The sequence below is a fragment of the Phenylobacterium sp. genome (genome assembly GCF_041691455.1).
In the GTDB taxonomy this organism is placed as follows: Bacteria; Pseudomonadota; Alphaproteobacteria; order Caulobacterales; family Caulobacteraceae; genus Phenylobacterium.
Genome location: NZ_JBEPUO010000041.1, coordinates 1 through 20671 on the forward strand (window position 1 = coordinate 1; position 20671 = coordinate 20671).

Genomic DNA, 20671 nt, shown 5'->3' on the forward strand with positions numbered 1-20671 from the left:
CCCCCCCCCCCCCCCCCCCCCCCCCCCCCCCGCCCCCCCCCCCCCCCCCGCGCCCATATGGAGGTTCGCACTCGCGACCCTCCCTGCGACGCGGGGCGTGGCGCCAATTCGAGCCGTGGGCCCTCTCCGTGGAACCGATGTCCAAACCACCTTCCTCCGGAGGGGATTCCGACCTCGGGACGGACGAACGCCCGACGTTCGCGCCGGACGGGCCGCCTGCGTCGGGCGTGGACACCGGCCGGATCGTCCTGGCCCAGGCGCAGTCCCTGCGGCTCGGCCCGCTCCGCGTCGAGCCGGCCCTGCGCCGCATCCTCCACGAAGACGGCCGCGAGGAGATCGCCGAGCCGCGGGTCATGCAGGTGCTGGTCGCCCTGATCCAGGCCGGCGGCCAGATCCTGTCGCGCAGCGACCTGATGATGTCCTGCTGGCACGGGGTGGTGGTCGGCGAGGACGCCGTCGACCGGGTCATCGGACGCGTGCGCCGGCTCGCCGAAGGCCTCGGCGCGGGCGTCTTCAAGCTCGAAACCATCACCAAGGTCGGCTACCGGCTGGTCGCGACCGGCCCGGGGTTCGAGATCGGACCCCAGCCAAGCGAAGCGCCGGCCCCCGCAGGCCCGTCGATCTGTGTCCTGCCGTTCGCCAACATGAGCGACGATCCCCAGCAGGAATACTTCAGCGACGGCATCACCGAGGACGTGATCACCGACCTCAGCAAGGTTTCGGCGCTGTTCGTGACGGCGCGGACGACCGCGTTTGCCCTGCGCGGCCAGGCGATCGACGTGCCGTCCATCGCCCGCCAGCTGAACGTCGGCCATGTGCTGGAAGGCAGCGTCCGCAAGGCGGCGGGCCGGGTGCGCATCACCGCCCAGCTGATCGACGGCGCCACCGGCGGCCACGTCTGGGCCGAGCGCTACGATCGCGACCTGAAGGACATATTCGCCCTGCAGGACGAGATTTCGCAGGCCATCGTCGCGGCCCTCAAGCTGCAGCTCCTGCCGGAGGAGAAGGAGACCATCGAGCGGCGCGGCACCACCGACGCCGAGGCCTACACCCTGCTGCTCATGGCGCGGCGCCGATACATCAAGGACCATGACGGCGACCTGCGCGGCCTGAAGGCCATCGAACGGCTCTGCCGGCGGGCGGTCGAGATCGATCCCGGCTATGCGAACGCCTGGGCGCTGCTGGCCGCGGCGCAGACCGCGCTCTACTTCTACCATGGCTGCCTGGACGAGGACGGGCTGGCGACCGCCGAGCGGGCGCTGTCGCTGGACGCGAACCTCGCCGCGGCGCACGCCGTGAAGGGCCGCCACCTGTGGCAGCGCGGACGCGAGACGGAGGCCCGCCGGGAGATCGAAGCGGCGTTGGCGCTCGATCCGCAGTCCTGGGAGGCCAATTCCGAGGCCGGACGGCTGAACTACCTGCTGGGACGGCCGCGGGACGCCATCGGCTACTTCGAAAAGGCCGTGACGCTGATGGAGACCGCCAACTACGACGGGGCCATGCTGATCTCCTGCTACGGGGAGGTCGGCGACGCGGAGGCCATGCGCGGCGCCGCGCAGATGACGCTGAGCCGCTCGGAGAAGGTGCTTGAATATAACCCCAGCAATGGGGCGGCCCTGTCCTACGGGGCTTTCGCCCTGGCGGCGCTCGGCGACGGCGAACGGGCGCGCGACTGGATCGGCCACGCCCGGCTGATCGCGGCCGACGACTGGAACATGCGCTACAACTTCGCCTGCACCGCCAGCCTCCACCTGAAGGACGCGGACCTGGCGCTGGCGCTCCTGGACGAGGTGCTGACGAGCTCCACGGTCAGCTATGTGCGCTGCGCCGAACTCGACCGCGACCTCGACACCGTCCGCGACGATCCGCGGTTCGAGGCGATGCTGCAGGCCGCCAGGACGCGCGGCGCAGCGGCAAATTTGACGCGCTAGTCCGGCGCGAGGCGCGCCCGCCTTGCGCAGGCCGTCCGCCGACCACACCTGCCAAGCGAAGCTTCAGCCCCGCGAGGTTCCATGTTCGATCACCTGTCCGTCGGCGTCCGCGATCTTTCCGCTGCGCGCATCTTCTACGACGCCTTCCTCGCGCCCCTCGGCCACGCGGCGAATTCGGTCAGCGCGGCGGAGCTCGCCTACGGGCCGGGCGGGACGGCCGCGCTGTTCTACCTCTACCCGGTGAGCGGCGAGCAGGTGGTGGGGCTCGGGACCCACATCGCCTTTTCGGCCGACGACCGGGCCGCGGTGGACGCGGCCTACGCCGCGGCGCTCGAGGGCGGCGCGACCAGCGTACGGCCGGCCGGCCTGCACCCCGATATCGCCGCGGACTACTACGGCGCGATCCTCTTCGATCCGGACGGCAACAAGCTGGAGATCGTCGCCGGGACCATGCACTGAAGGCTGCGGCGTCAGCCCGCGGCGTGCGGACGATCGCCGGGCAGGCGCTGAACGCTGCCGGCGATGGCGATGAACCGGCCGCCCTGCCAGAGCTCGGCGCGCACGTCGAGCCGCGGCGGCGGACGAAGCTTGCGCAGCGCTTCTTCGTCGGTTTTGCAGTAGAAGCTCTCATCGGGCTGCAGGCGCCCGTCGTCGTGGACCAGGTAGATGCGGTAGACGGCCATGGTCTGGCTCCTTCAGGCCCCATGACTGTCCTAGGCCCACAAGGCGACGGGGGTATGTCGGGGCGACGACCGCTCCGTCATGTCCCTGCCTTAGTTATGGCGGAGCTTGCCGATCGCTTGTGTGTTTCACGAACCTTGCGGCCATGTTTCGGCCGATCGGAAAGGCCGTCGCCATGATCCGAACCCTGATGCAGGCTTTCATGAGCCCCGTCGCCGGCCCGGTGGGCTTCGTGCTGGCGCTCTCGATGTGCGCCCTGTTGATCGTCACCACGCTCGTGGCGCAGCAGAACGAAGCGGTCCTGAAGGGCAGAATCGCGGTGCTGACGGCGGAAAATGCGAGGAACGGCATGGTGCTGCACGCCCGGCTGGCGGCCTGCGAGGGCGGGCCCGCGGACGTCGCCCGCACACGCCTGACCAACGCCAACGCCACCCCCGAGCAACGCGCCCAGCGCTTGACGGGACGTGAGCCGGTAGGCTTCGATGTCTGCGCGCGCATGGAAAGCGCTGACCGTGCGGTGCTCGAAAGCCTGAAATGATCTCGAAGACCCGGAAATCCATGACGGCCGCCGTGGCTTGCAGCCTAGCGTTGTCCGCCTGCGCGAGCCTGCACCCTAAGGTGACCACGCCGCACCTCGACGCGCCGGCGCCCGCTGCGCCCGCCAAGCCCCCCGCCGCGCCGCCGCCGCCGAAGGAAGTGATCGTCAAGGTGCCGGTGCCGGTGAAGGAGGCCTGCGTGCCGAAGGCTTTCCCGCGCGCGCCAAAGTACCCCGACAACGATGCGGCGCTGCGCGACGCCGGCGGCGCGGCCGACCGCTACCAGCTGATGGCCGCCGGACGGCTCTTACGCGACCGCCGGCTGACGGAGCTGGAAAAGCAGGTCGACGCCTGCCGCTAGGCGGTGGCGGGATCCATCGCCCGGCGCCACCGCAGCGCCGCGCCGAGGCCAAAGAAGCCGCCGATCATCATCGCCCAGGTGGCGGGCTCGGGCACCGTGCGGACGACGGTGAGCGAGGTCGGGATCAGCTTCGCCTGGTCCGTGCCGCCGAATGGGACTGAAGGGTTAGTCAGAGTGAAGTCCTGCCAGCGGAAGAGGCTTCCGGCGTCTTGCGTCAACGAAAACGGCGTATCGAGCGACAGAGGAATATTGGAGCCGCTCATCTTGATCGAGAGCGTGGAGTCGACCAGGTCATTGCGGCCACCCAGAAAAAGAACAGTCCCCGCCGCCGCGTCGTATTTGATGTCGGCTTCGAACGGAACACCACTGAATGGATCGCGCGCCAGGTCCTTCGTCACACCGTTGATCGTCAGCAATGCGCTGCTGAATGGGTATGGCGTCAGGCAGCAGATGCCGCCGACGGCTTCAATGCCTGTCGCTGTATCGTTGCTCAGTGGCGTGTTTGAATCGAATGCGAAGACCGCCGTGAATTGATCGCCTGTGAGACTGGTCCCGAACGGCGCAAATGCCGCGCCGCTGCTCTGACTCATCGTGCCGACAGTCCCGGTCACGGTCGCGATCATCACGTACGCATCCGCCGGAGCCGCGAACGCCAACACGCTCGCTGCACCCAACGCAGCGCAAACCCACCGACGCATGACTGATACTCCCACCGTACTGAAGCGTGATCGTTTCAGGCCGCAATGGTCGGTGTCAACAGGGCGCCCGCCTCAAGCGAAATTTTCGTCGCCTACCTCGCACCCCCGCCACCGCCGGCCGCGGCGGCCTTGGCCGAGGCCAGCGCCTCCTTCTCCTCGGTGCGGGCGCCGGCGAGGATGCCGGGGAGCGCATAGTTGCCCTCATGGCAGGCGTATTCGTAGAGCGGGCCCTTGGTGGCGTTCAGCGCCACCTCGCCGGTGTAGGGCGCGGTGTAGATGCCCGGGTCGTCGATGGTGAAGCTGTACTTGATCTGGTTGGGGCCGACGCGGGTGAAGCGCTCGACGATCTTCGAGCCCACAGAGGCGCCGCGGAAGTTCTGTTCAGGCCGCATGTTGGTGGTCTCGACGACCAGGGTGTCGCCGTCCCAGTGGCCGATCGAGTCTCCCATCCAGAGCTTCACATCGGCCGGCGGATGCGAGCCGGTGAGGCGGATGTGGCGCAGGTCGTGGACCATTTCGACCTCGATGGCGACCTCGTCCCGGGTCTGCACGATCTGGTAGTTGTTGTTGTAGAGCAGGGGCAGCATCGGCGGGCCGGCGCTGGAGCCGAAGCTCAGGATGCAGCGCTCGCCGAGCGAGCGGTTCTCGGGGTTGTCGAACGACCCGCGGCCGCCGCGCGCCGAGGCGAACCGGGCGCGCAGCTTGGCGGCGGCGTCGGGGGTCATGGCCGGCAGCCGGCCGTTGGCGGGCGAGACGAGGATCGAGTCCCGCTTGATCCCGCCCATGTCGATGATCCTGGTGCCCGGATCGACCCAGGCGGAGTTGTAGCCGCAGTCGACCCCGGTGAAGCCGCGGCCGCAGTTGGTCGGCAGGTCGGTGACCTTGGCGTTCGGGTCGGTGGGCTTATTGCCCTCGGCGACCAGCTGGGCGTTGCCGTTTTCGAGATCCTTGACCTCCTTGTCGGAGAGCGCCAGGCGGTCGCCGTATTTGGCCTCCCGCTCGAAGGGGGTGATGGTCGCGTTGGTCCAGTTCCCCTGCAGGTCGGGCTGGCCGAAGGCGTTGCGCGGCGCCTTGTAGGTCGAGGCGGCGCGGGCCGTGGTCTTGGCGATGGAGGCCTTCGCGGGGGCTTGCGCGAAGGCGGCGGGGGCGAGCGCCAATGCGCCCAGGGCTGCGATGGCGGAAATGTCTCTGAGTTTCATCTCGGCGTCTCCCAATTCGCCTGTCTTCTGATTGAGTCCAGGATACCGGATTTCCCAACCCAACCCAACGCGACGGCGCCCCGCGCCCCGAAGGCTCCGGCGACGCTTGAACCGCGGGCGCGCCTGTGCGACGGCGAGGCCATGACCGATACGCCTCCCGACCGCCCGCTTCCCGACAGGCTGGCCACCGACCCCGACAGCCCGTTCTATGACGCCGAGATCCTGGCGCGGAACATCGGCGTGCGCTTCAAGGGCGAGGACAAGACCAACGTCGACGAATATTGCGTCTCCGAGGGCTGGGTGAAGCTGGCGGTGGGCAACGGCAAGGACCGCCGCGGCAAGCAGCTGACCATCAAGCTCAATGGTCCCGTGGAGCCCTACTTCCGCGACCAGGGCTAAAGGCGGATGGGCGACGCGCCCGAACCCGTCTGGCGGGTCGGCGAGAGCGTGCCCTGGTCGGTGGCCTGGAGCGGCGAGCAGGACTTCCAGCTCCGCAAGTCGGTGCTGTTCCCCGGCATGATCGAATTGACCCAGGCCGAACGGCCCGGCGTCGGAATCCCGCTGTTCGCCGCGGTGCATGTAGACCGGGCGCGGCGCGGCCTGGCCGAGCACCTGTGCCACGTCTGCGGTCAGCCGACGCCGCCGCGCGACCGCTGGATCTTCCCGGTGGCCTCGGGCGGCATGGTGACGATGGCCGATGGGAGCGAGCGGTACGGCGGCAATGTGCCCCCGGTGCACGAGGCGTGCGCGCGGCGGGCGCAGCGGCAATGTCCGCACCTGAAGGCCGCGATGGCCCGGCCCGTGGCCTGCCCCGCCGAGGAGGGCCGGCTGATATGGCGTACCGACGTGGTCCCCGGCATGGAGGCGCTGGCGCGCTCGTTCCCGGTGGGGCTGGAGGTGGTGATGAGCTGCTACCGGCTCTACGGCGAGGCGTTTTCGCGCAAGGTCGCGCGATTGCGGCGCGAGGAAGCCGGCCGCCGGCGCGCGCCTTAGGACCTTGGGCGAAAATGCGGCTCTTAATCTTTAAGTGAGGGGCGCCGTGCGTAGCTGCGTCTATCGGACATGGCGAAAGCCGCGTCGTCCGGTGAAATAAGGCGATCCTGCGGCAGGAGAGCGTAATGTTTGATCTCAGTGTTGTGGCGTTCGACGGCCGGTGGATCCTCGTCGACGAACGCGAGGGCGAGCTGGGCGACTTCGCAACCCGCGATGAGGCGCTGAAGGCCGCGGGCGATTTCGCGGTGCTCGACCGCGAACCCCGCCACGTCCTGATCCAGGACGACGTCGGCGAATGGGACGAGACGGTCGTAGAACCCCCTCAAATGCACTAGGCGGGACACTTATGGCCGCGCTTCGTTGCGGCCCGCCCCCGAGCTGAAACCGACCGGCCCGACCCAGGCCACGATCCTGCGGGAGGAAGGCTTGAGCCGCACCCGGCCAGCGCTTCCCGCGGGAGGACCCCTTGCCCAATTTCATCTGGCCGAACCTGCGACGGCGCGACGTCGGCGCCGCGGGCGCGCTGGGACGCGCCATCCATTGGCTGGGCGTCGTCGTGGCGGGGCTCTGCGCCTTGCTGGCGGCGGAGTTCGCCGTCGAGGGCTGGGCGACCCACCTGAGCATCCGCCTGCTGGCGACCGCCATCGTGCTCACCTTCGGGACCCGCGGCCTGCGCTACGTGCTGGCGCGGGAGTAGCTTGCCAAGCCGCGGCGCGCGGCGTTTGCTCCGGCGATGAGCGACAGCGTCCCGACCCCACCCGATGGCTGGAAGCACACCGGCGTGCGCGTGGCGACCGGCGACCAGCTCGGCGTGGTTACGGCCACGACGCCGGGGATGGACCGCGCCGTGGCCATCGACCGGGCCCGGATGGGCGCCCAGAAGCTCTGGGCCGGCACCGTGCATATCCACGCCAACGCCAAGACCGGCGCGCACCACCACGGGCCGCTGGAAAGCGTGATCTATGTAGTTAGCGGGCGCGCGCGGATGCGCTGGGGCGAGAAGCTGGAGTTCACCGCCGAGGCCGGGCCGGGCGACTTCATCTATGTGCCGCCCTTCGTGCCGCACCAGGAGATCAACGCATCGTCCGAGGAGACCCTGTCGTGCGTCCTGGTGCGCAGCGACAGCGACGCGGTGGTGGTGAACCTAGAGATCGAGCCGGTGGAGAAGCCGGAGGGCGTCGCCTGGATCGATCCGATCCATAAGAGCTGATTTTTCGCAACGCGCTGTCGGCTGGGTCTGGCGCAGAGCGTCCTTGGGGAAACCTCAAGGGAGACGACCCATGCGATTTCTGACGATCTATCGGCCCGAGAGCGGCGTCGAGGGCGGCATGCCCAGCCCCGAGCACATGGCCGCGATGGGCCGGCTGATCGAGGAATGGACGGCCAAGGGCGTCCTGATCTCGACCGAGCCGCTGACCCCGCGCGACCAGGGCGCACGCCTGCGGCTGGCGGACGGCGCGTTCACGGTCACCGAGGAGACGGTGCGGGCGGGCGGCTTCGCCTTCCTGAACGCCGGCTCGAAGGAAGAGGCCATCGAGCACTGCAAGACCTTCCTGAAGGTCGCCGGCGACGGGACCTGCGAAATCCGCCAGATCCTGGAGTTCGCGCCGCAGCCGGCCTAGGCCTCGGCGATCATCGCGATCGAGACCTTCAGGCCGGGGATGCGGACCGGCAGCTTCGCGCCCTGACGGGCCGGCGGGTCGGTGGGAAACCACCGCAGCCACTCCTCGTTGAGGCCCGGAAAGTCGGCCTCGTCGGCCACCACCACCGTCGCGCTGACCGCCTTGTCGAGGCTGGAGCCGGCGGCCTCGAGGATGGCGGAGATGTTGCGCAGGCACTGGGCGACCTGCTCCTGGATCGTGCCCTCGACGATCTTGCCGGTGACGGGGTCGGCGGGGGCGGTCCCGGAGACGAAGACCAGGCCCGCGGCCTTCACCGCCTGGCTGTAGGTGGCCGGCGGGGCGGCGGCGTTGGGCGTGAAGACGATGTCGCGGGGCATGGCGGCGCCTCCGTGCGGCCTAGGGCTGGCCGAGGTAGTGGTCGAACCAGCCGAGGATGCGCTTCTTCAGGTCGGCCTTGTGCTCGGCCTCGCGGATGCCGTGGCCCTCGCCGGCGTAGATCACCAGGCTGTTGGGCACGCCCATGGCGTCGAGGCCGTGGTGGAACTCCAGGCTCTGGGCCGGCGGGCATTCGACGTCTCGCTCGCCGACATAGATGAAGGTCGGGGTCTTGGCCGCCTTGATGTAGCGGATCGGCGAGAGGCGGTCGTAGACGCTCGGGTCGTCGTAGACGGTCGAGCCGAAGAACGGGACCATCCACTGGTCGATGCCGTTCTGGCCGTAGTAGCTGACCCAGTTGGCGATGCCGGCCCCGGCCACCGCGGCCTTGAACCGCTGGGAGTGGGTGACGGTCCACATGGTCATGAAGCCGCCGTAGGAGTGGCCGTAGACGCCCAGGCGCTTGTCGTCGACGGGGGCGACCTTCTCCACCGCATCGACGCCGGCCAGGATGTCGCCCAGGTCGCCGCCGCCGAAGTCCTTGACGTTGGCCTTGGTGAAGGCCTCGCCCTGGCCGAAGGAGCCGCGCGGATTGGGCAGGAAGAGATAGAAGCCGTGGGCCACGAAGTCGTAGCCCGTGCCCTTCCAGGCGTAGGTGGGCTGGGTCGCCGAACTCGGGCCGCCGTGGACCTCGACAATCATCGGATAGGTCTTGCCGGGCTCGGTGATGAGCGGGGCGAGCAGCCAGCCCTGCACGTCGAAGCCGTCGTGCTTCCAGGTGATCGACCGGGCGGTGACCTGCGGGGTCAGGGCGTCGTTCTCGTGGGTGATCTGGCGCGGCTTTTCGATCGGCCCGGCGCCGATGTGCGGCGCGGTGGTGAAGTCCTCGGCGACGCCGGCCAGGAGCTTGCCGTCCTTGCTGATCGAGACGCGGCCGTCGCCGGCCTGGAAGGTGACCGGGCCTGAGAGCAGGGTCCTGGTCGCGCCGGTCGCCGGGTCGACGGTCAGGACGGCGTTGTTGTCGCCGACGATGGCGGTGGCGAAGAGCGCCTTCTCCCGCCAGATCAGCGAGGAGAGGCTGCCCTTGTAGCTGGGGGTCTTGTCGACGGCGGTTCCGCCCGCGAAGGGCACGGTCCAGAGGTCGCCGCCCACTGGGCCGAAGTCGGAGTGCAGGCCGCCGATGAAGGCCACGGTCCTGCCGTCCGGCGAGACGCGGGGAAACTTGATCTGCACGGGCGGGGCGGCGATCTCGCGGAAGCCGCCGTCGAGGCCGACCGCGGCGAGCCTGGCCACCCACCAGTTGTTGTCGCCGTCGCCCTTGGCCTCGGTGACCACGAAGCCCTTGCCGTCGGGGGTCCAGTCGTACTCGTAGACGAAGGTGTCGGCCGGCGAGAGGAACTTCAGCGCGCCGCCCTTCTCGCCAGCACCGGCGGCGGGCAGGATCGCGACACGCTGTTCGTCGGTGGCGCCGCCGATCTCGCCGACGATGGGCGCGCCGGCCTGGGTGGCGCCGGTCATCTTTCGAGGCCGGTCGGTGGCGAGGACAGCCAGGGTCGCGCCGTCCGGCGACCAGCGTGGGGTCTCCAGCAGGCCTGCGAAGGCCAGCGCCACCTCGGCCTTGCCGGCGCGGACCACCTGCAGGGTGGCGCTCCTGGCCTTGCGGTCGCTGGAGACGAAGGCCAGCGCCTGGCCGTCCGGCGACCAGGCGGCGCCCGAATAGAAGCAGATCGGGCAGGGGTCGTAGGTGGCCAGCACCTTGCCGTCGGCGCGGTTGCGGACGACCACGACCGGATGCGGCTCGGCCTCGGACTGGGCGAGCTCGTCGGCCTCGACGGCGGCGATCAGGTCGCCCTTCGGCGAGATCACCACGTCGTGGTAGCCGTGGACCAGCGCAGGCGGCGACGGCGCCCCTGCCAGCGCCAACGCCATGATCAAGGCCGACATGTCCGCATACCCTCAAAGCCACCGTCGGATTTGGCTATGGGATTAACCGTAGCGCTTCAAGCCCGGCCGTTTCGTCGGCTCGGCAAACGCCGTCATCGCGGACCTTGTTGACGATAGTTTTTCGGTTCACACAATCAGCGGTGGCGAGGATCCGACGGTCGGTCTTTAGTCCGACAGATCGTCGCGAGTCCGACAGGTCGTCACGTTCGAATAACCGGGGACATAGGTTCAACCACGAGACTCAGGAGCGGATCACGCATGCGTACGCATACCATTGCGATAGCCACGGCAGTGTTCGCGGTCACGGGCGGCGCGGCCACCCACGCGCAGGACAAATACGCGCTGAAATCTCCAAGCGGAATCGCGTTCGCCGACTTCAAGGGATACGAGGACTGGTCGGTGGTCTCGTCCGCGCGGACCGACGAAGTGCTCAAGGTGATCGTCGCCAACCCGGCCATGATCGCGGCCTACAAGGCCGGCGCCCCGGGAAACGGCAAGCCTTTCCCGGAAGGCGCCAAGATCGCCAAGCTGCAGTGGAAGCCGAAGAAGAGCACGGAAGCGCCGTTCGTCGTGGACGTGCCGGACGTCTTCGCCCAGGCCTTCCTCATGGAAAAGGACAGCAAGCGGTTTCCGAAGACCGGCGGCTGGGGCTACGCGGTGTTCAACTACGACGCCAAGTCCGACAAGTTCACGCCCGATGCGGGAAGCCTCGCGGACTGCGGACACACCTGCCACGTCGCCGTGAAAGCCAAGGACTACATCTTCCACCCGTATCAGAAACGCTGAACCGGGCCGGAGACTCCCCGCCGTTCGAGCCTAGGCCGCGTCGACCAGGACCACTTCGGAGTCCTCGAGCGCGGTGACGCGCAGGCCGGTCTCGCCAGTGATCGCCGCGCCGTCGCGGGCGTCGAGCCGGACGCCATTGACCTCCAGCGCGCCCGTGGCGGCCACCAGATAGGCGTGGCGGCCGGGGTCGAGGGCGTATTCGGTGGTCTCGCCGGCCTTGATGGTGGCGCCGGCCACGCGGGCAGGCGTGCGGATCGGCAGGGCCTCGTCGTCGCCGGGCAGGCCGGAGGCGAGCGTCACGAACTTGCCGGCGCGGTCGCCCTTGGGGAAGGGCTTGGCGCCCCAGGCGGGCGGGCCGCCGGCGCGGTCGGGCTCGATCCAGATCTGGAAGATGCGGGTGGTGTCGCTCTCGAGATTGTATTCGGCATGGCGGATGCCGGAGCCGGCGCTCATCACCTGGACGTCGCCGGCTTCGGTGCGGCCTTCGTTGCCGAGGCTGTCCTTGTGGGTGATCGCGCCCTCGCGGACATAGGTGATGATCTCCATGTCGGCGTGGGGGTGCGGCGGGAAGCCGGAGTTGGCGGCGATCTCGTCGTCGTTCCAGACGCGAAGCGCGCCCCAGCCCATGCGCTTGGGGTCATAGTAGTTGGCGAAGGAGAAGTGGTGCTTGGCCTTCAGCCAGCCGTGGTCGGCGCCGCCGAGGCCCGCGAAGGGGCGTTTCTCGATCATGATGGTCCTCCTGGCGCCGCGGGCCTCAGGTGAGGGGGCGCCGTTTCGAGGGTCAAGATAAGCTTCCAGATCGCGTGGGAAAGCGGTCAATTGGCATAAGATTGTTTCCGGATCGGGAAGAAAGATAGCCACGGTTCAAATCCTGAGGACTTGGGGAGCGGGTGCAATGCGCTGGGCGAAGTTGATCGCGGCTGTCGCCGCGGTGGGGTTGATGGGCGCGGCCAAAGCGCAGGTGGAGTGGCGACCGCTCGATCCGCAGGAGACCCTGGTGATCGAGACGTCGAAGGGGCGGATCGTGGTGGAGATGGCCCCGCTCCTCGCGCCCAAGGCGGTGGAGCGGGTGAAGCGGCTGGCCCATGAGGGCGTCTACGACGGCCTGCTGTTCCACCGGGTGATCGAGGGCTTCGTCGACCAGACCGGCAATCCGAACAACCACGACGGCGGAACCTCGGCCTATCCGGACCTGCCGGCGGAGTTCAGCGCGCGGCTGCCGCAGGGCGCGGCGCAGATCGTGCTGAAGCGCAGCGACGCGGTGGAAGGGTTCCTGGGCGCGACGCCGATCGCCGGGGTCTCGGAGGCCGAGCAGGCGCTGGGCGGCGACCACCGCCCCCGGGTCTGGGGCGCCTATTGCGAGGGCGTGGCCGGGATGGGCCGCCAGGCGGGAATCGACACCGCCAACAGCGAGATCTTCTTCATGCGCGCGCCGGCCCGGCGGCTGGATCACGACTACGCGGTCTGGGGCCGGGTGGTGCAGGGCCTGGACGTGGTGCGCGCGATCAAGGTGGGCGAGCCGCCGGCCGATCCCGACCGCATGATCCGCGTCCGGCTGGCCGTCGACCTGCCGCCGGCCGAGCGGCCGAAGCTGGAAATTGAGGACCCGCGAAGCCCGGCGTTCCGGGCCAAGACCGTGCGGCTCATGGCCAAGCTTGGGCATGAGTTCAGCATCTGCGACGTGCCTATCGCCGTTCGACAACCTTGACGTGCGACAACAGGGCGCAGGGGCCAAGGACCGCCTGCTCTTGGTGCATTAACGTTGACGTCCTACCGCTGCGATTCAGGCGGATGGGATACGATGAAGTTCGAAGTGGTTGAAACGGGCGGCGAATGGATCGTGCGCCGCGACGGTGTCGAAGTGGCGCGCTACGGCGAGCAGCTCGAGGCGCTGGGCGACGTCGCCGATCGGCTGCGCGACGACCATGCCGCCGACTCCAGCTATTCGCTGGCCATGCGCTACCAGGCCCGCGGCTGAGGCCACGCCTTCACCTGTTGGCAGCCTCCAAGTGTGGCTGCCGGTATCTTTCGGGCGCCTGACATATGGGATTTTTTACTCGCGAGTCCCTGAAATCTGCTTTGGCGCGCGCCAGCCTCGGTGCATGCTTAAGCTGATGGTCTACTTCTGCTACATCCATCGCGAATCTGGGGGCGCGCCCTATTTCGAGGTGCTTGCGGAAACCTCGCAAAGCGGCGCCATGGCGCGCGCGCAGCAGATGCTTTCGCAACATGACGGCGCCGTCCGGGCCGAGGTCTGGGAAGGCGAGCGGCTGGTGTTCAGCCTGCCGCGGGCGCTGGCCGGCGGCGCGGCTGAAAGCCGTCCGCCGCCCGACGAAACCGCCACAAGCTAGACGCGAGCGCCCCTCAGACGCGCATCTCGAAATAGGCGATGTCGGAGCCCGCCGAGTGGCCCAGCAGCGTAAGGCGGAAGGCGGCGCCGTTCTCGAGTTTCAGCTCGGCTTCGCCGGCGCGGAAGACCTCGGCGGCCACCTCCGGCGTGGCGGTGATCGAGCCGCGCAGGCGCAGGGGTCCCAGCCGCAACGTCGCGGGGTCCCCCTGGATCTCATAGTCCACCGGCCCGGTGAATCCGCGACAATGGAGCTCTCCGGCGCCGAGATGTGCCGGAAGCTGTTTACGCAGACGAGCCATCGAATCTCCTTGAGCGACGTCTTCACATAACGCGTAAGGCCAAGGTTCGATCCCTCGGCGTGGCCGAGACGCCCCGGACCGATTGACGCCGGGGCGCCCTTGCCCCCGCCCGTCGAAGGGCGCCTGATCGCCAAAAGAAGGCCAGGAGAAGCGGGTTTGAGCGAGCCAACCGCCGGCAGGGTTCCGGAGCAGATGGGCCTCGGCCGCTCGGTCGCCTTCTCGATCGCCGGCGTGCCGGTGACCGCGGTCGACATAGCGCTGCTGATCTACCTGCCGCCGCACCTGAGCGGCCACCTGGGCGTGCCGCTGACGGTGGTCGGGATCTGCTGGGCGGTCGTGCGGCTGCTGGACATCATCGTCGACCCCTTGCTGGGCGTCGCCATCGACGCCACCCGCAGCCGCTTCGGCCGCTACCGGCTGTGGATGGTGCTGGGCGCGCCGATCCTGATGGCCGCCACCTGGATGCTGTTCTTCGCCAAGCCCGGGATCGGCGCGGCCTATCTGATCGGCTGGCTCCTGGCGCTCTATCTGGGGCGTTCGATCCTGCACATGGCGCACCCGGCCTGGGCCTCGACGCTCGCCAGGACCTACAACGAGCGCGCGCGACTGTTCGGGGTGCTGGCGGCGGTGACCGTGGCGACGTCGCTGGTCGTGCTGAGCCTGCCGGTGATCAACGCCGCGCTCAGCGGCGGCGACGCCCGCAACATCGTGCTGATGGGCTGGTTCGTTCTGTTGTCCGCGCCGCTCACCATCGGCCTGGCGGTCTGGCGGACGGGCGAGCGCCTCAATCCGAACCTGGCCAGCGAACGGGCGGGGCTCTCGGACTACCTGCAGCTCTTGATCAAGCCCGACCTGATGCGGCTCTACCTGGCGGCGACGGCCCTGACGCTGGGGCCGGGTTGGATGAGCTCGCTCTATCTGTTCTTCATGGAGGGCTACAACGGGCTCAACGCCTCCCAGGCCTCGATCCTGCTGCTGGTCTATACGGTGGCGGGCCTGGCCGGCGCGCCCCTGATGGCCGGGCTCGCCACCCGGATCGGCAAGCACGGCGCCCTGATGGCGGCCACCACCGGCTATTCGCTCGGGCTCTGCACCGTGCTCTTCACGCCCTACGGGTCGCTGCTCGGCGCCATGCCCACGATGATCTGGTGCGGCTTCATGGGGGTTGGGTTCGAGCTGATCATTCGGGCCATGCTGGCCGACGTCGCCGACCAGGTGCGCCTGGAACAGGGACGCGAGCGGCTGTCGCTGATTTTCGCGCTCAACACGCTGACCACCAAGATCGCCACGGCCGCGGCTGTGGCCATCACCTTTCCGCTGCTGCAGTACATCGGCTATTCGCCGAAGGCCGGGACGCACAATTCGGCGGCGGCGATCCAGGGCCTGGGGCTGACCTTCGCCTTGGGGCCGATCGTCTTCGTGATGCTGGGCGGGGCCTGCCTGATCGGCTGGAAGCTCAACGCCGCGCGCCATTCGGCCATCCGCGCGGAGCTGGACCTGCGGGATGCGGCGGCCGCGGCGGACGCCGGCCTGGGGTCGCCCGCGGAGAGCTAGCGCTTCTTGCCGAGCTCGGCGGCGATGTCCTTGGTGAGCCGGCCGACCTTGCGGTGCGCGGCGGTGAGCTGGTCCTTGGTCACACCCCAGCGCTTCATCCAGTATTCCACGGCCTTGCGCTCGGAGAGGTCCAGGCGTTCGCGGTCGATGAAGCCGCGCTTGTCTTTCAGGCCGGCCATGGGGTGATCCTCCGCAGGCCCTAAGCGTAGGGAGGTTCCTTGCGCCTGGGAAGCCGGGCGGCCAAGGTTGCGCCGGCTTGGCCCGGAGAGACTGGATGCTGCGATCGTTGAGCGTGCGGGTGCTGATCGCGCTGGTGGCGGGCCTGGCGCTGGGGGCCGCCGCGGCGGCCTACGGCGGGGTCGAGGTCAAGCGGGTCATCGAGGTCGTGGAGTCGGTGGGCGGCCTGTGGCTCAACAGCCTGCGGATGACCGTCGTGCCGCTGATCTTCGCGGTGCTGGTGACCGGCATCGCCGGGGTGGCGGATGCGGCGGCGACCGGCCGTCTGGCGGTCCGGACCCTGGTGCTGATCGTGGTCATCCTGACCTTCAGCGCCTGCTTCAGCGTCGGGTTCGCCGAGCTGTTCTACGCCATCTGGCCGGTCGGCGGGACGGGCGGGGCGGCGCTGAAGGCCGGGGCCAGCGCCTCGCCGGACCTGGCCAAGGCCGCGCCCAACCTCATCGACTTCGTCAAGGGCCTCGCGCCGCAGAACGCCATCAAGGCCGCGTCCGAGGACGCGATCCTGCCGCTGGTGGTGTTCGCGAGCTTCTTCGGCTTCGCGGTGACCCGCCTGCCGGACGCGCGGCGGCGCTCGATCACCGAGTTCTTCGACAGCGTCGGCGAGGCGATGGTGACCATCGTGCGCTGGGTGCTGTGGGCCGCGCCGATCGGGGTGTTCGCGCTGGGGCTCGGCGTGGGCCTGCGCGCCGGCGTCGGGGCGGCCGGCGAGATCGGCCACTACATGGCGGCCATCTCGCTCACCAACATCGGCCTGACGCTGCTGGCCTATGTCCTGGCGCTGGCGGTCGGGCGCGTGCCGTTCGGCCGCTGGGCGCGCGCCGTCGCGCCGGTGCAGGTGGCGGCCTTCGCCACCCAGTCGTCGCTGGCCTGCCTGCCGGCGATGATCGAACGCTCGCGCGACGATCTCGGCATCGCCGACCGGGTGACCGGGCTCGTCCTGCCGCTCTCGGTGGCGCTCTTCCGGATGACCGGACCGGCCGCCAACCTGGGCGTCGCCCTCTTCCTGCTGCAGGTCTACGGCGTCCATCCGAGCGTCGGTCAGTACGTCGGCGCGGTCTTTGTCTCGGTGGCCACCAGCCTGGCCTCGGTCAGCCTGCCCGGCCAGGTGTCATTCTTCGCCAGCATCGCGCCGATCTGCCTGACGCTCGGCCTGCCCATCGACCTTTTGCCCATCCTGATCGCCGTGGAGGTGATCCCGGACATCTTCCGGACCATCGGCAACGTCACCGGCGACATGGCGATCACCGCGGTGCTCGGGCGGGGCGAGACCTCCGCGCCGGACCCCGCAGAGCTGGCCAAGGCTTGATCGCCGGGTCCTCGGGCCCTACCCAGCTTCGCCATGGCCAACGAACCTTTCTTCACCGTCGAGGGGACGCATTACGTCCCGACGCCCGCCAGCCGCGGGCCGTGGAATCCGAACTCCCTGCACGGGCGGGTCATCGCGGGCCTGCTGGGCGCAGAGATCGAGCGGCTGCACGGCAGTCCGGAGTTCATGCCCGCGCGGCTGACGGTCGACATGTACCGTCTGCCGGACCTGTCGCCGGTGGAGGTGGTCACCCGCATCGTCCGCGAGGGCAACCGCATCAGGGTGATCGACGCGGAGTTCATCTCCGGCGGGGTCAGCGCGGGCCGCGCGACCTGCCAGCTGCTGCGGCGGACCGAGAACCCGCCGGGCAACGTCTGGAAGCCGCCGTCCTGGACGGTCCCCGCGCCCGCCGACATCGCCCCGCCCACCGACGGGCGTTCGGGCATGGGCGGCATGTGGGCGACACGCCGGATCGAGGGCGACTTCGGAACGGTCGGCCAGAAGAAGATTTGGATGAGCGAGGTGCGCGAGCTGGTGGCCGGGCGCGCGCTGACGCCGTTCGTGCGGGTGGCGGTCTCGGCGGATTTCGCCAGCCCCTTCGCCAACGCCGGCGATGCGGGGCTGGAGTTCATCAACTCCGACGTCACGGTCTATCTGCACCGTGAGCCGCGCACCGAATGGATCGGCTACGAGGTGGTCAACCACGGGGCCACCGACGGGGTGGGGATCGGCGAATGCTTCCTCTACGACGAGGACGGCCCGATCGGCTCTGCGGCCTGCGCGGCGCTGGCGCAGCGGCGCATGGGCCGCTGAAGCGCGACGCCTAGGCTTTGGGGCTGTTGAGGGGAGGGGGCCGCCCCGAAGTTACGCACGAAGCGGCCCCGTCTCTGTCCTGGGTGTGGTTGGGTCCACAGGACAACCTCTACTTGCTGCATGTGTCGACGAGTCGACAGGTGGCGGCCTGACGCGCGGCGTCCGGTCGCAGGCCCTCAGACCGGCCGCTGCGCCATTGCGGCAGGCGGTCCAGCGCATCGACGGCCTCTGCTGGGAGCTTGGCCGTGTAAACGACGTGCGGCATGGTGACGGCAAGGGCCGCGCGGACGGCTCGCGCGGGAGGATGTGCGATGCGTTTGATGAGGCTGTTGGGCGGCGTGCTGGCCGCGGTTGCGCTCGCCGGGTCGCCGGCGCTGGCCAATCCGAAGAACGCGCTCGACGCCTATGTCGCCAAGCCCGATCCGGCCTTCGCCTGGAAGGTCGTGGGGCAGGTCTCGGGCCCCGGCTACCACGGCGCGGTGCTGGAGCTGACCTCGCAGAGCTGGCTGACCGCCAAGGAGGTCGACAAGCCGCTCTGGAAGCACTGGCTGACGGTGATCGTCCCAGAGAAGGTCAGCTACAACAAGGCGTTCCTGTTCATCACCGGCGGCAAGAACGACGACCCGGCGCCCACCAAGGCTACCGAGCGCTTCGCCAAGATGGCGGTGGAGACCCACTCGGTGGTCACCGAGCTCGACGACGTGCCGAACCAGCCGCTGCGCTTCGCCGAGGATCCCAAGCCGCGGGTCGAGGACGAGATCATCGCCTACCAGCAGGCGAAGTTCGCCAAAGACCGCAATCCGCTCGACCTGGTGCGCCTGCCGATGGTCAAGAGCGGGACCCAGGCCATGACCGCGGTCCAGCAGTACCTGGCGAGCGAGGCGGGCGGGAAGCTGAAGATCGACGGCTTCGTGGTCTCCGGCGGCTCCAAGCGCGCCTGGGTGACCTGGCTGGTCGGCGCCATTGACAAGCGGGTGGTGGCGATCATCCCGATCGTCATCAACGTGCTCGACGTCGACGCCACGGCCAAGCACCACTGGGAGGCGATGGGCTATTTCTCGCCGGCCCTGAAGGACTACGTCGAGAACCACCTGATTCCCGACATGATCGGCAAGCCGGGCCTCACCGAGGTCAACCGGATCGAGGACCCGCTGAACTATCGCGACCGACCGGCGATGAAGATGCCGAAGTATGTGATCAACGCCGTGGGCGACGAGTACTTCCCGCCGGACAACACCAAGTTCTCCTACCACCTGCTGCCGGAGGTGAAGCGGCTGCGGATGATCCCCAATTCCAAGCACTCGACGGCCGGGACCGACATCAACGAGAGCATGACATCCTTCTACGACGCGGTGCTGAACCACCGGACCCTGCCCAGCTATTCGTGGACCGTGCGCAAGGACGGGGCGATCGTAGTGCGCTCTAAGGAGAAGCCGTCGGAGGTGCTGCTCTGGCAGGGCACCGATCCGAAGGCGCGCGACTTCCGCGTCGACACGATCGGCAAGGCCTTCACCTCGACGCCGCTGACGCGCGGCAAGGACGGAACCTGGGTCGGCAAGGTGGCGAAGCCGCCGGCCGGCTGGACCGCCTATTTCGTCGAGCTGACCTACCCGAGCGGCAGCCAATATCCCTACAAGTTCACCACCGAGGTCTCGGTGATCCCCGACACCCTGCCCTACAGATGGAAAGACGCGCGCCCGATCATCGCGCCGGACAGGAAGTAGGGGTGGGAAGGGTCCGCGGGGAGGCTGGGTGAAGGCCCCCCCGCGCCGCCCTCAGGCAGCCAGCCGTTCGCCTTGGTGGGTGGCGATATTAGCGAACCGCGGGAACTCTTTTTGCGGACCGGCGCCCGAAACGGGCGGCCAGAAGGCCGCCGCGTCCTCGGCCCAGAGCCGGGGGCTGTCGTCCGCATTGAAGATGAAGGTAAGGGCCGATGCCCCTGCCGCCGGAGCGGCTTCAGCAACTGTGACCCAGTTGGCTACGAACTCGCGTAGCTTACTACGGAAGCCAATCATAGCTTGTGATCCCAACATCACCGCCGCGATCCCAACATCGCGATTAACTATTCCTTAGCCTTAATACGCCTGAGAGGCGAGTCGAATTTCTCCTGAAAGGCGAGTCGATTCCCCGGCGTATCTTTCCGGACACAGGATCGGAGGGGTTGCAGGCGGTATTCCTCGCGTCCCGCGGAAGGCCGTTTCGCCCGCCGCGCGGCTGCTCTAGGAGGAGGTCATGGCCCTCCCCATCGCCCGCCCGGAAGTCCTCAGCCTGCGCACCTCGCAGATCCGCGAGGTGGCCAATGTGGGCATGGCCCGCAAGGACATCCTGAAGTTCTGGGTGGGCGAGAGCGACCAGCCGACGCCAGCCTTCATCCGCGAGGCCACGGCCAAGGCGCTGATGGCCGGCGAGACCTTCTACACCCACAATCTGGGGCGCGAGGACCTGCGCGAGGCGCTGGGCGGCTATCTGGCGCGCCTGCACGGCCAGCCGATCGCCTTCGAGCGGCTGGGGATCACCAGCGCCGGCGTCAACGCCCTGATGCTGGTCGCCCAGGCGGTGGTTTCGCCCGGCGACAAGGTGGCGGTCACCACGCCCGCCTGGCCCAACATCGTGGAGATCCCGCGCATCCTGTCGGCGAAACTGCAGACGGTGGCGCTCGATCCTGCGCAGGGGCGCTGGCGGCTCGACCTCGACAAGCTGATGGCGGCGCTCACGCCGGACACCCGGGCGCTGTTCCTGAACTCGCCGAACAACCCCACCGGCTGGACCCTGCCGGCAGAGGACCGAGCGGCGATCCTGGAGCGGTGCCGCAAATACGGCATCTGGCTGATCACCGACGACCCCTATGAGCGGCTGATCTTCGGGCCGGGCAACTCGGCGCCGTCCTTTCTGCCGCTGGCCGGGGACGACGAGCGGGTGATCTCCACCAATACCTTCTCCAAGGCCTGGCGGATGACCGGCTGGCGGATGGGCTGGATGGTGCTGC

General features: G+C 68.8%; 27 protein-coding genes and 1 pseudogene. 19 read left to right on the plus strand and 9 right to left on the minus strand.

Going from position 1 to position 20671, the window contains the following annotated elements; translation table 11 throughout:
* Positions 1–137 precede the first annotated feature (137 nt).
* Together ACESMY_RS21930 and ACESMY_RS21935 are read left to right on the plus strand one after the other, a co-directional pair.
* Positions 138–1931 (plus strand): winged helix-turn-helix domain-containing protein, encoded by a 1794-nt coding sequence (locus ACESMY_RS21930; RefSeq protein WP_372786773.1) that lies wholly within the window; start codon positions 138–140, stop codon positions 1929–1931.
* Positions 1932–2012: 81 nt separating this feature from the next.
* Positions 2013–2390: a VOC family protein gene (locus ACESMY_RS21935; RefSeq protein ID WP_372786774.1), complete on the plus strand. Its 378-nt coding sequence runs from the start codon at positions 2013–2015 to the stop codon at positions 2388–2390.
* A gap of 11 nt (positions 2391–2401) precedes the next feature.
* On the opposite strand, the gene ACESMY_RS21940 is transcribed toward ACESMY_RS21935, so the two are convergent.
* On the minus strand, positions 2402–2614 hold the full coding sequence (locus tag ACESMY_RS21940; protein ID WP_372786776.1) for a hypothetical protein: 213 nt from the start codon (positions 2612–2614) through the stop codon (positions 2402–2404).
* A gap of 173 nt (positions 2615–2787) precedes the next feature.
* Between ACESMY_RS21940 and ACESMY_RS21945 the strand changes: the two genes are divergently transcribed.
* The gene (locus ACESMY_RS21945; protein WP_372786777.1) at positions 2788–3150 is read left to right on the plus strand and encodes a hypothetical protein; all 363 of its coding nucleotides are present in this window, start codon (positions 2788–2790) and stop codon (positions 3148–3150) included.
* Positions 3147–3509 carry a hypothetical protein gene (locus ACESMY_RS21950; RefSeq protein WP_372786778.1) on the plus strand — a complete coding sequence of 121 codons (363 nt, stop codon included), beginning with the start codon at positions 3147–3149 and terminating at the stop codon, positions 3507–3509. The genes ACESMY_RS21945 and ACESMY_RS21950 overlap by 4 nt, the downstream gene beginning before the upstream one ends.
* Here the strand turns inward: ACESMY_RS21950 and ACESMY_RS21955 are convergent.
* Together ACESMY_RS21955 and ACESMY_RS21960 are read right to left on the minus strand one after the other, a co-directional pair.
* Positions 3506–3604: pseudogene (locus ACESMY_RS21955) on the minus strand (PEPxxWA-CTERM sorting domain-containing protein); the annotation flags it as partial. The gene ACESMY_RS21950 and the pseudogene ACESMY_RS21955 sit on opposite strands and share 4 nt — an antisense overlap.
* A gap of 695 nt (positions 3605–4299) precedes the next feature.
* Complete coding sequence (locus ACESMY_RS21960; RefSeq protein WP_372786779.1) at positions 4300–5406, minus strand: hypothetical protein; 1107 nt, start codon at positions 5404–5406, stop codon at positions 4300–4302.
* Between the two features lie 141 nt (positions 5407–5547).
* On the opposite strand from ACESMY_RS21960, the gene ACESMY_RS21965 reads away from it, so the two are divergent.
* The 6 genes from ACESMY_RS21965 to ACESMY_RS21990 all read left to right on the plus strand — a co-directional run bounded on the left by ACESMY_RS21965 (position 5548) and on the right by ACESMY_RS21990 (position 8021).
* Positions 5548–5805, plus strand: a complete 258-nt coding sequence (locus ACESMY_RS21965) for a DUF3297 family protein (protein ID WP_372786780.1) — start codon at positions 5548–5550, stop codon at positions 5803–5805.
* A gap of 6 nt (positions 5806–5811) precedes the next feature.
* Positions 5812–6399, plus strand: a complete 588-nt coding sequence (locus ACESMY_RS21970; RefSeq protein ID WP_372786781.1) for a hypothetical protein — start codon at positions 5812–5814, stop codon at positions 6397–6399.
* Positions 6400–6524: 125 nt separating this feature from the next.
* Positions 6525–6734, plus strand: a complete 210-nt coding sequence (locus tag ACESMY_RS21975) for a hypothetical protein (RefSeq protein WP_372786782.1) — start codon at positions 6525–6527, stop codon at positions 6732–6734.
* 131 nt (positions 6735–6865) lie between these two features.
* Positions 6866–7096: a hypothetical protein gene (locus ACESMY_RS21980; RefSeq protein WP_372786783.1), complete on the plus strand. Its 231-nt coding sequence runs from the start codon at positions 6866–6868 to the stop codon at positions 7094–7096.
* Between the two features lie 36 nt (positions 7097–7132).
* Complete coding sequence (locus ACESMY_RS21985; protein ID WP_372786784.1) at positions 7133–7609, plus strand: cupin domain-containing protein; 477 nt, start codon at positions 7133–7135, stop codon at positions 7607–7609.
* Between the two features lie 70 nt (positions 7610–7679).
* Positions 7680–8021, plus strand: coding sequence for a YciI family protein (locus ACESMY_RS21990; RefSeq protein ID WP_372786785.1), 342 nt, complete (start codon positions 7680–7682; stop codon positions 8019–8021).
* Here the strand turns inward: ACESMY_RS21990 and ACESMY_RS21995 are convergent.
* Entirely contained in the window at positions 8018–8398 is a 381-nt protein-coding gene (locus ACESMY_RS21995; protein ID WP_372786786.1) for a RidA family protein, read from the minus strand. The genes ACESMY_RS21990 and ACESMY_RS21995 overlap by 4 nt on opposite strands.
* Before the next feature lie 19 nt (positions 8399–8417).
* On the minus strand, positions 8418–10340 hold the full coding sequence (locus ACESMY_RS22000; RefSeq protein ID WP_372786787.1) for a prolyl oligopeptidase family serine peptidase: 1923 nt from the start codon (positions 10338–10340) through the stop codon (positions 8418–8420).
* A 258-nt stretch (positions 10341–10598) separates the two neighbouring features.
* Between ACESMY_RS22000 and ACESMY_RS22005 the strand changes: the two genes are divergently transcribed.
* Positions 10599–11126 carry a cytochrome P460 family protein gene (locus ACESMY_RS22005; RefSeq protein ID WP_372786788.1) on the plus strand — a complete coding sequence of 176 codons (528 nt, stop codon included), beginning with the start codon at positions 10599–10601 and terminating at the stop codon, positions 11124–11126.
* Positions 11127–11156: 30 nt separating this feature from the next.
* Here the strand turns inward: ACESMY_RS22005 and ACESMY_RS22010 are convergent, their stop codons facing one another.
* The gene (locus tag ACESMY_RS22010; protein WP_372786789.1) at positions 11157–11855 is read right to left on the minus strand and encodes a pirin family protein; all 699 of its coding nucleotides are present in this window, start codon (positions 11853–11855) and stop codon (positions 11157–11159) included.
* Positions 11856–12021: 166 nt separating this feature from the next.
* Between ACESMY_RS22010 and ACESMY_RS22015 the strand changes: the two genes are divergently transcribed.
* From ACESMY_RS22015 to ACESMY_RS22025, 3 genes are all read left to right on the plus strand, one after another.
* Positions 12022–12834, plus strand: coding sequence for a peptidylprolyl isomerase (locus ACESMY_RS22015; protein ID WP_372786790.1), 813 nt, complete (start codon positions 12022–12024; stop codon positions 12832–12834).
* 93 nt (positions 12835–12927) lie between these two features.
* Positions 12928–13104, plus strand: coding sequence for a hypothetical protein (locus ACESMY_RS22020; protein ID WP_372786791.1), 177 nt, complete (start codon positions 12928–12930; stop codon positions 13102–13104).
* Between the two features lie 124 nt (positions 13105–13228).
* Positions 13229–13477 carry a hypothetical protein gene (locus tag ACESMY_RS22025; protein WP_372786792.1) on the plus strand — a complete coding sequence of 83 codons (249 nt, stop codon included), beginning with the start codon at positions 13229–13231 and terminating at the stop codon, positions 13475–13477.
* Between the two features lie 13 nt (positions 13478–13490).
* Here ACESMY_RS22025 and ACESMY_RS22030 read toward each other — a convergent pair whose 3' ends face one another.
* Positions 13491–13775 carry a hypothetical protein gene (locus tag ACESMY_RS22030; protein WP_372786793.1) on the minus strand — a complete coding sequence of 95 codons (285 nt, stop codon included), beginning with the start codon at positions 13773–13775 and terminating at the stop codon, positions 13491–13493.
* 156 nt (positions 13776–13931) lie between these two features.
* Here ACESMY_RS22030 and ACESMY_RS22035 point away from each other — a divergent pair, with 156 nt between their 5' ends.
* The gene (locus ACESMY_RS22035) at positions 13932–15329 is read left to right on the plus strand and encodes an MFS transporter (RefSeq protein ID WP_372786794.1); all 1398 of its coding nucleotides are present in this window, start codon (positions 13932–13934) and stop codon (positions 15327–15329) included.
* Here ACESMY_RS22035 and ACESMY_RS22040 read toward each other — a convergent pair.
* Complete coding sequence (locus tag ACESMY_RS22040; protein ID WP_324940402.1) at positions 15326–15508, minus strand: DUF3606 domain-containing protein; 183 nt, start codon at positions 15506–15508, stop codon at positions 15326–15328. The genes ACESMY_RS22035 and ACESMY_RS22040 overlap by 4 nt on opposite strands.
* Positions 15509–15603: 95 nt before the next feature.
* On the opposite strand from ACESMY_RS22040, the gene ACESMY_RS22045 reads away from it, so the two are divergent.
* The 3 genes from ACESMY_RS22045 (at position 15604) to ACESMY_RS22055 (ending at position 19409) form a co-directional block, all read left to right on the plus strand.
* On the plus strand, positions 15604–16872 hold the full coding sequence (locus ACESMY_RS22045; RefSeq protein WP_372786795.1) for a dicarboxylate/amino acid:cation symporter: 1269 nt from the start codon (positions 15604–15606) through the stop codon (positions 16870–16872).
* Positions 16873–16905: 33 nt separating this feature from the next.
* Positions 16906–17685: an acyl-CoA thioesterase domain-containing protein gene (locus ACESMY_RS22050; protein ID WP_372786796.1), complete on the plus strand. Its 780-nt coding sequence runs from the start codon at positions 16906–16908 to the stop codon at positions 17683–17685.
* A 311-nt stretch (positions 17686–17996) separates the two neighbouring features.
* Positions 17997–19409, plus strand: a complete 1413-nt coding sequence (locus tag ACESMY_RS22055) for a PhoPQ-activated protein PqaA family protein (RefSeq protein WP_372786797.1) — start codon at positions 17997–17999, stop codon at positions 19407–19409.
* Between the two features lie 51 nt (positions 19410–19460).
* On the opposite strand, the gene ACESMY_RS22060 is transcribed toward ACESMY_RS22055, so the two are convergent.
* Entirely contained in the window at positions 19461–19700 is a 240-nt protein-coding gene (locus ACESMY_RS22060) for a hypothetical protein (protein ID WP_372786798.1), read from the minus strand.
* Positions 19701–19917: 217 nt separating this feature from the next.
* Here ACESMY_RS22060 and ACESMY_RS22065 point away from each other — a divergent pair.
* On the plus strand, positions 19918–20671 hold a 754-nt coding region (locus ACESMY_RS22065), incomplete at its 3' end, for an aminotransferase class I/II-fold pyridoxal phosphate-dependent enzyme (RefSeq protein WP_372786799.1).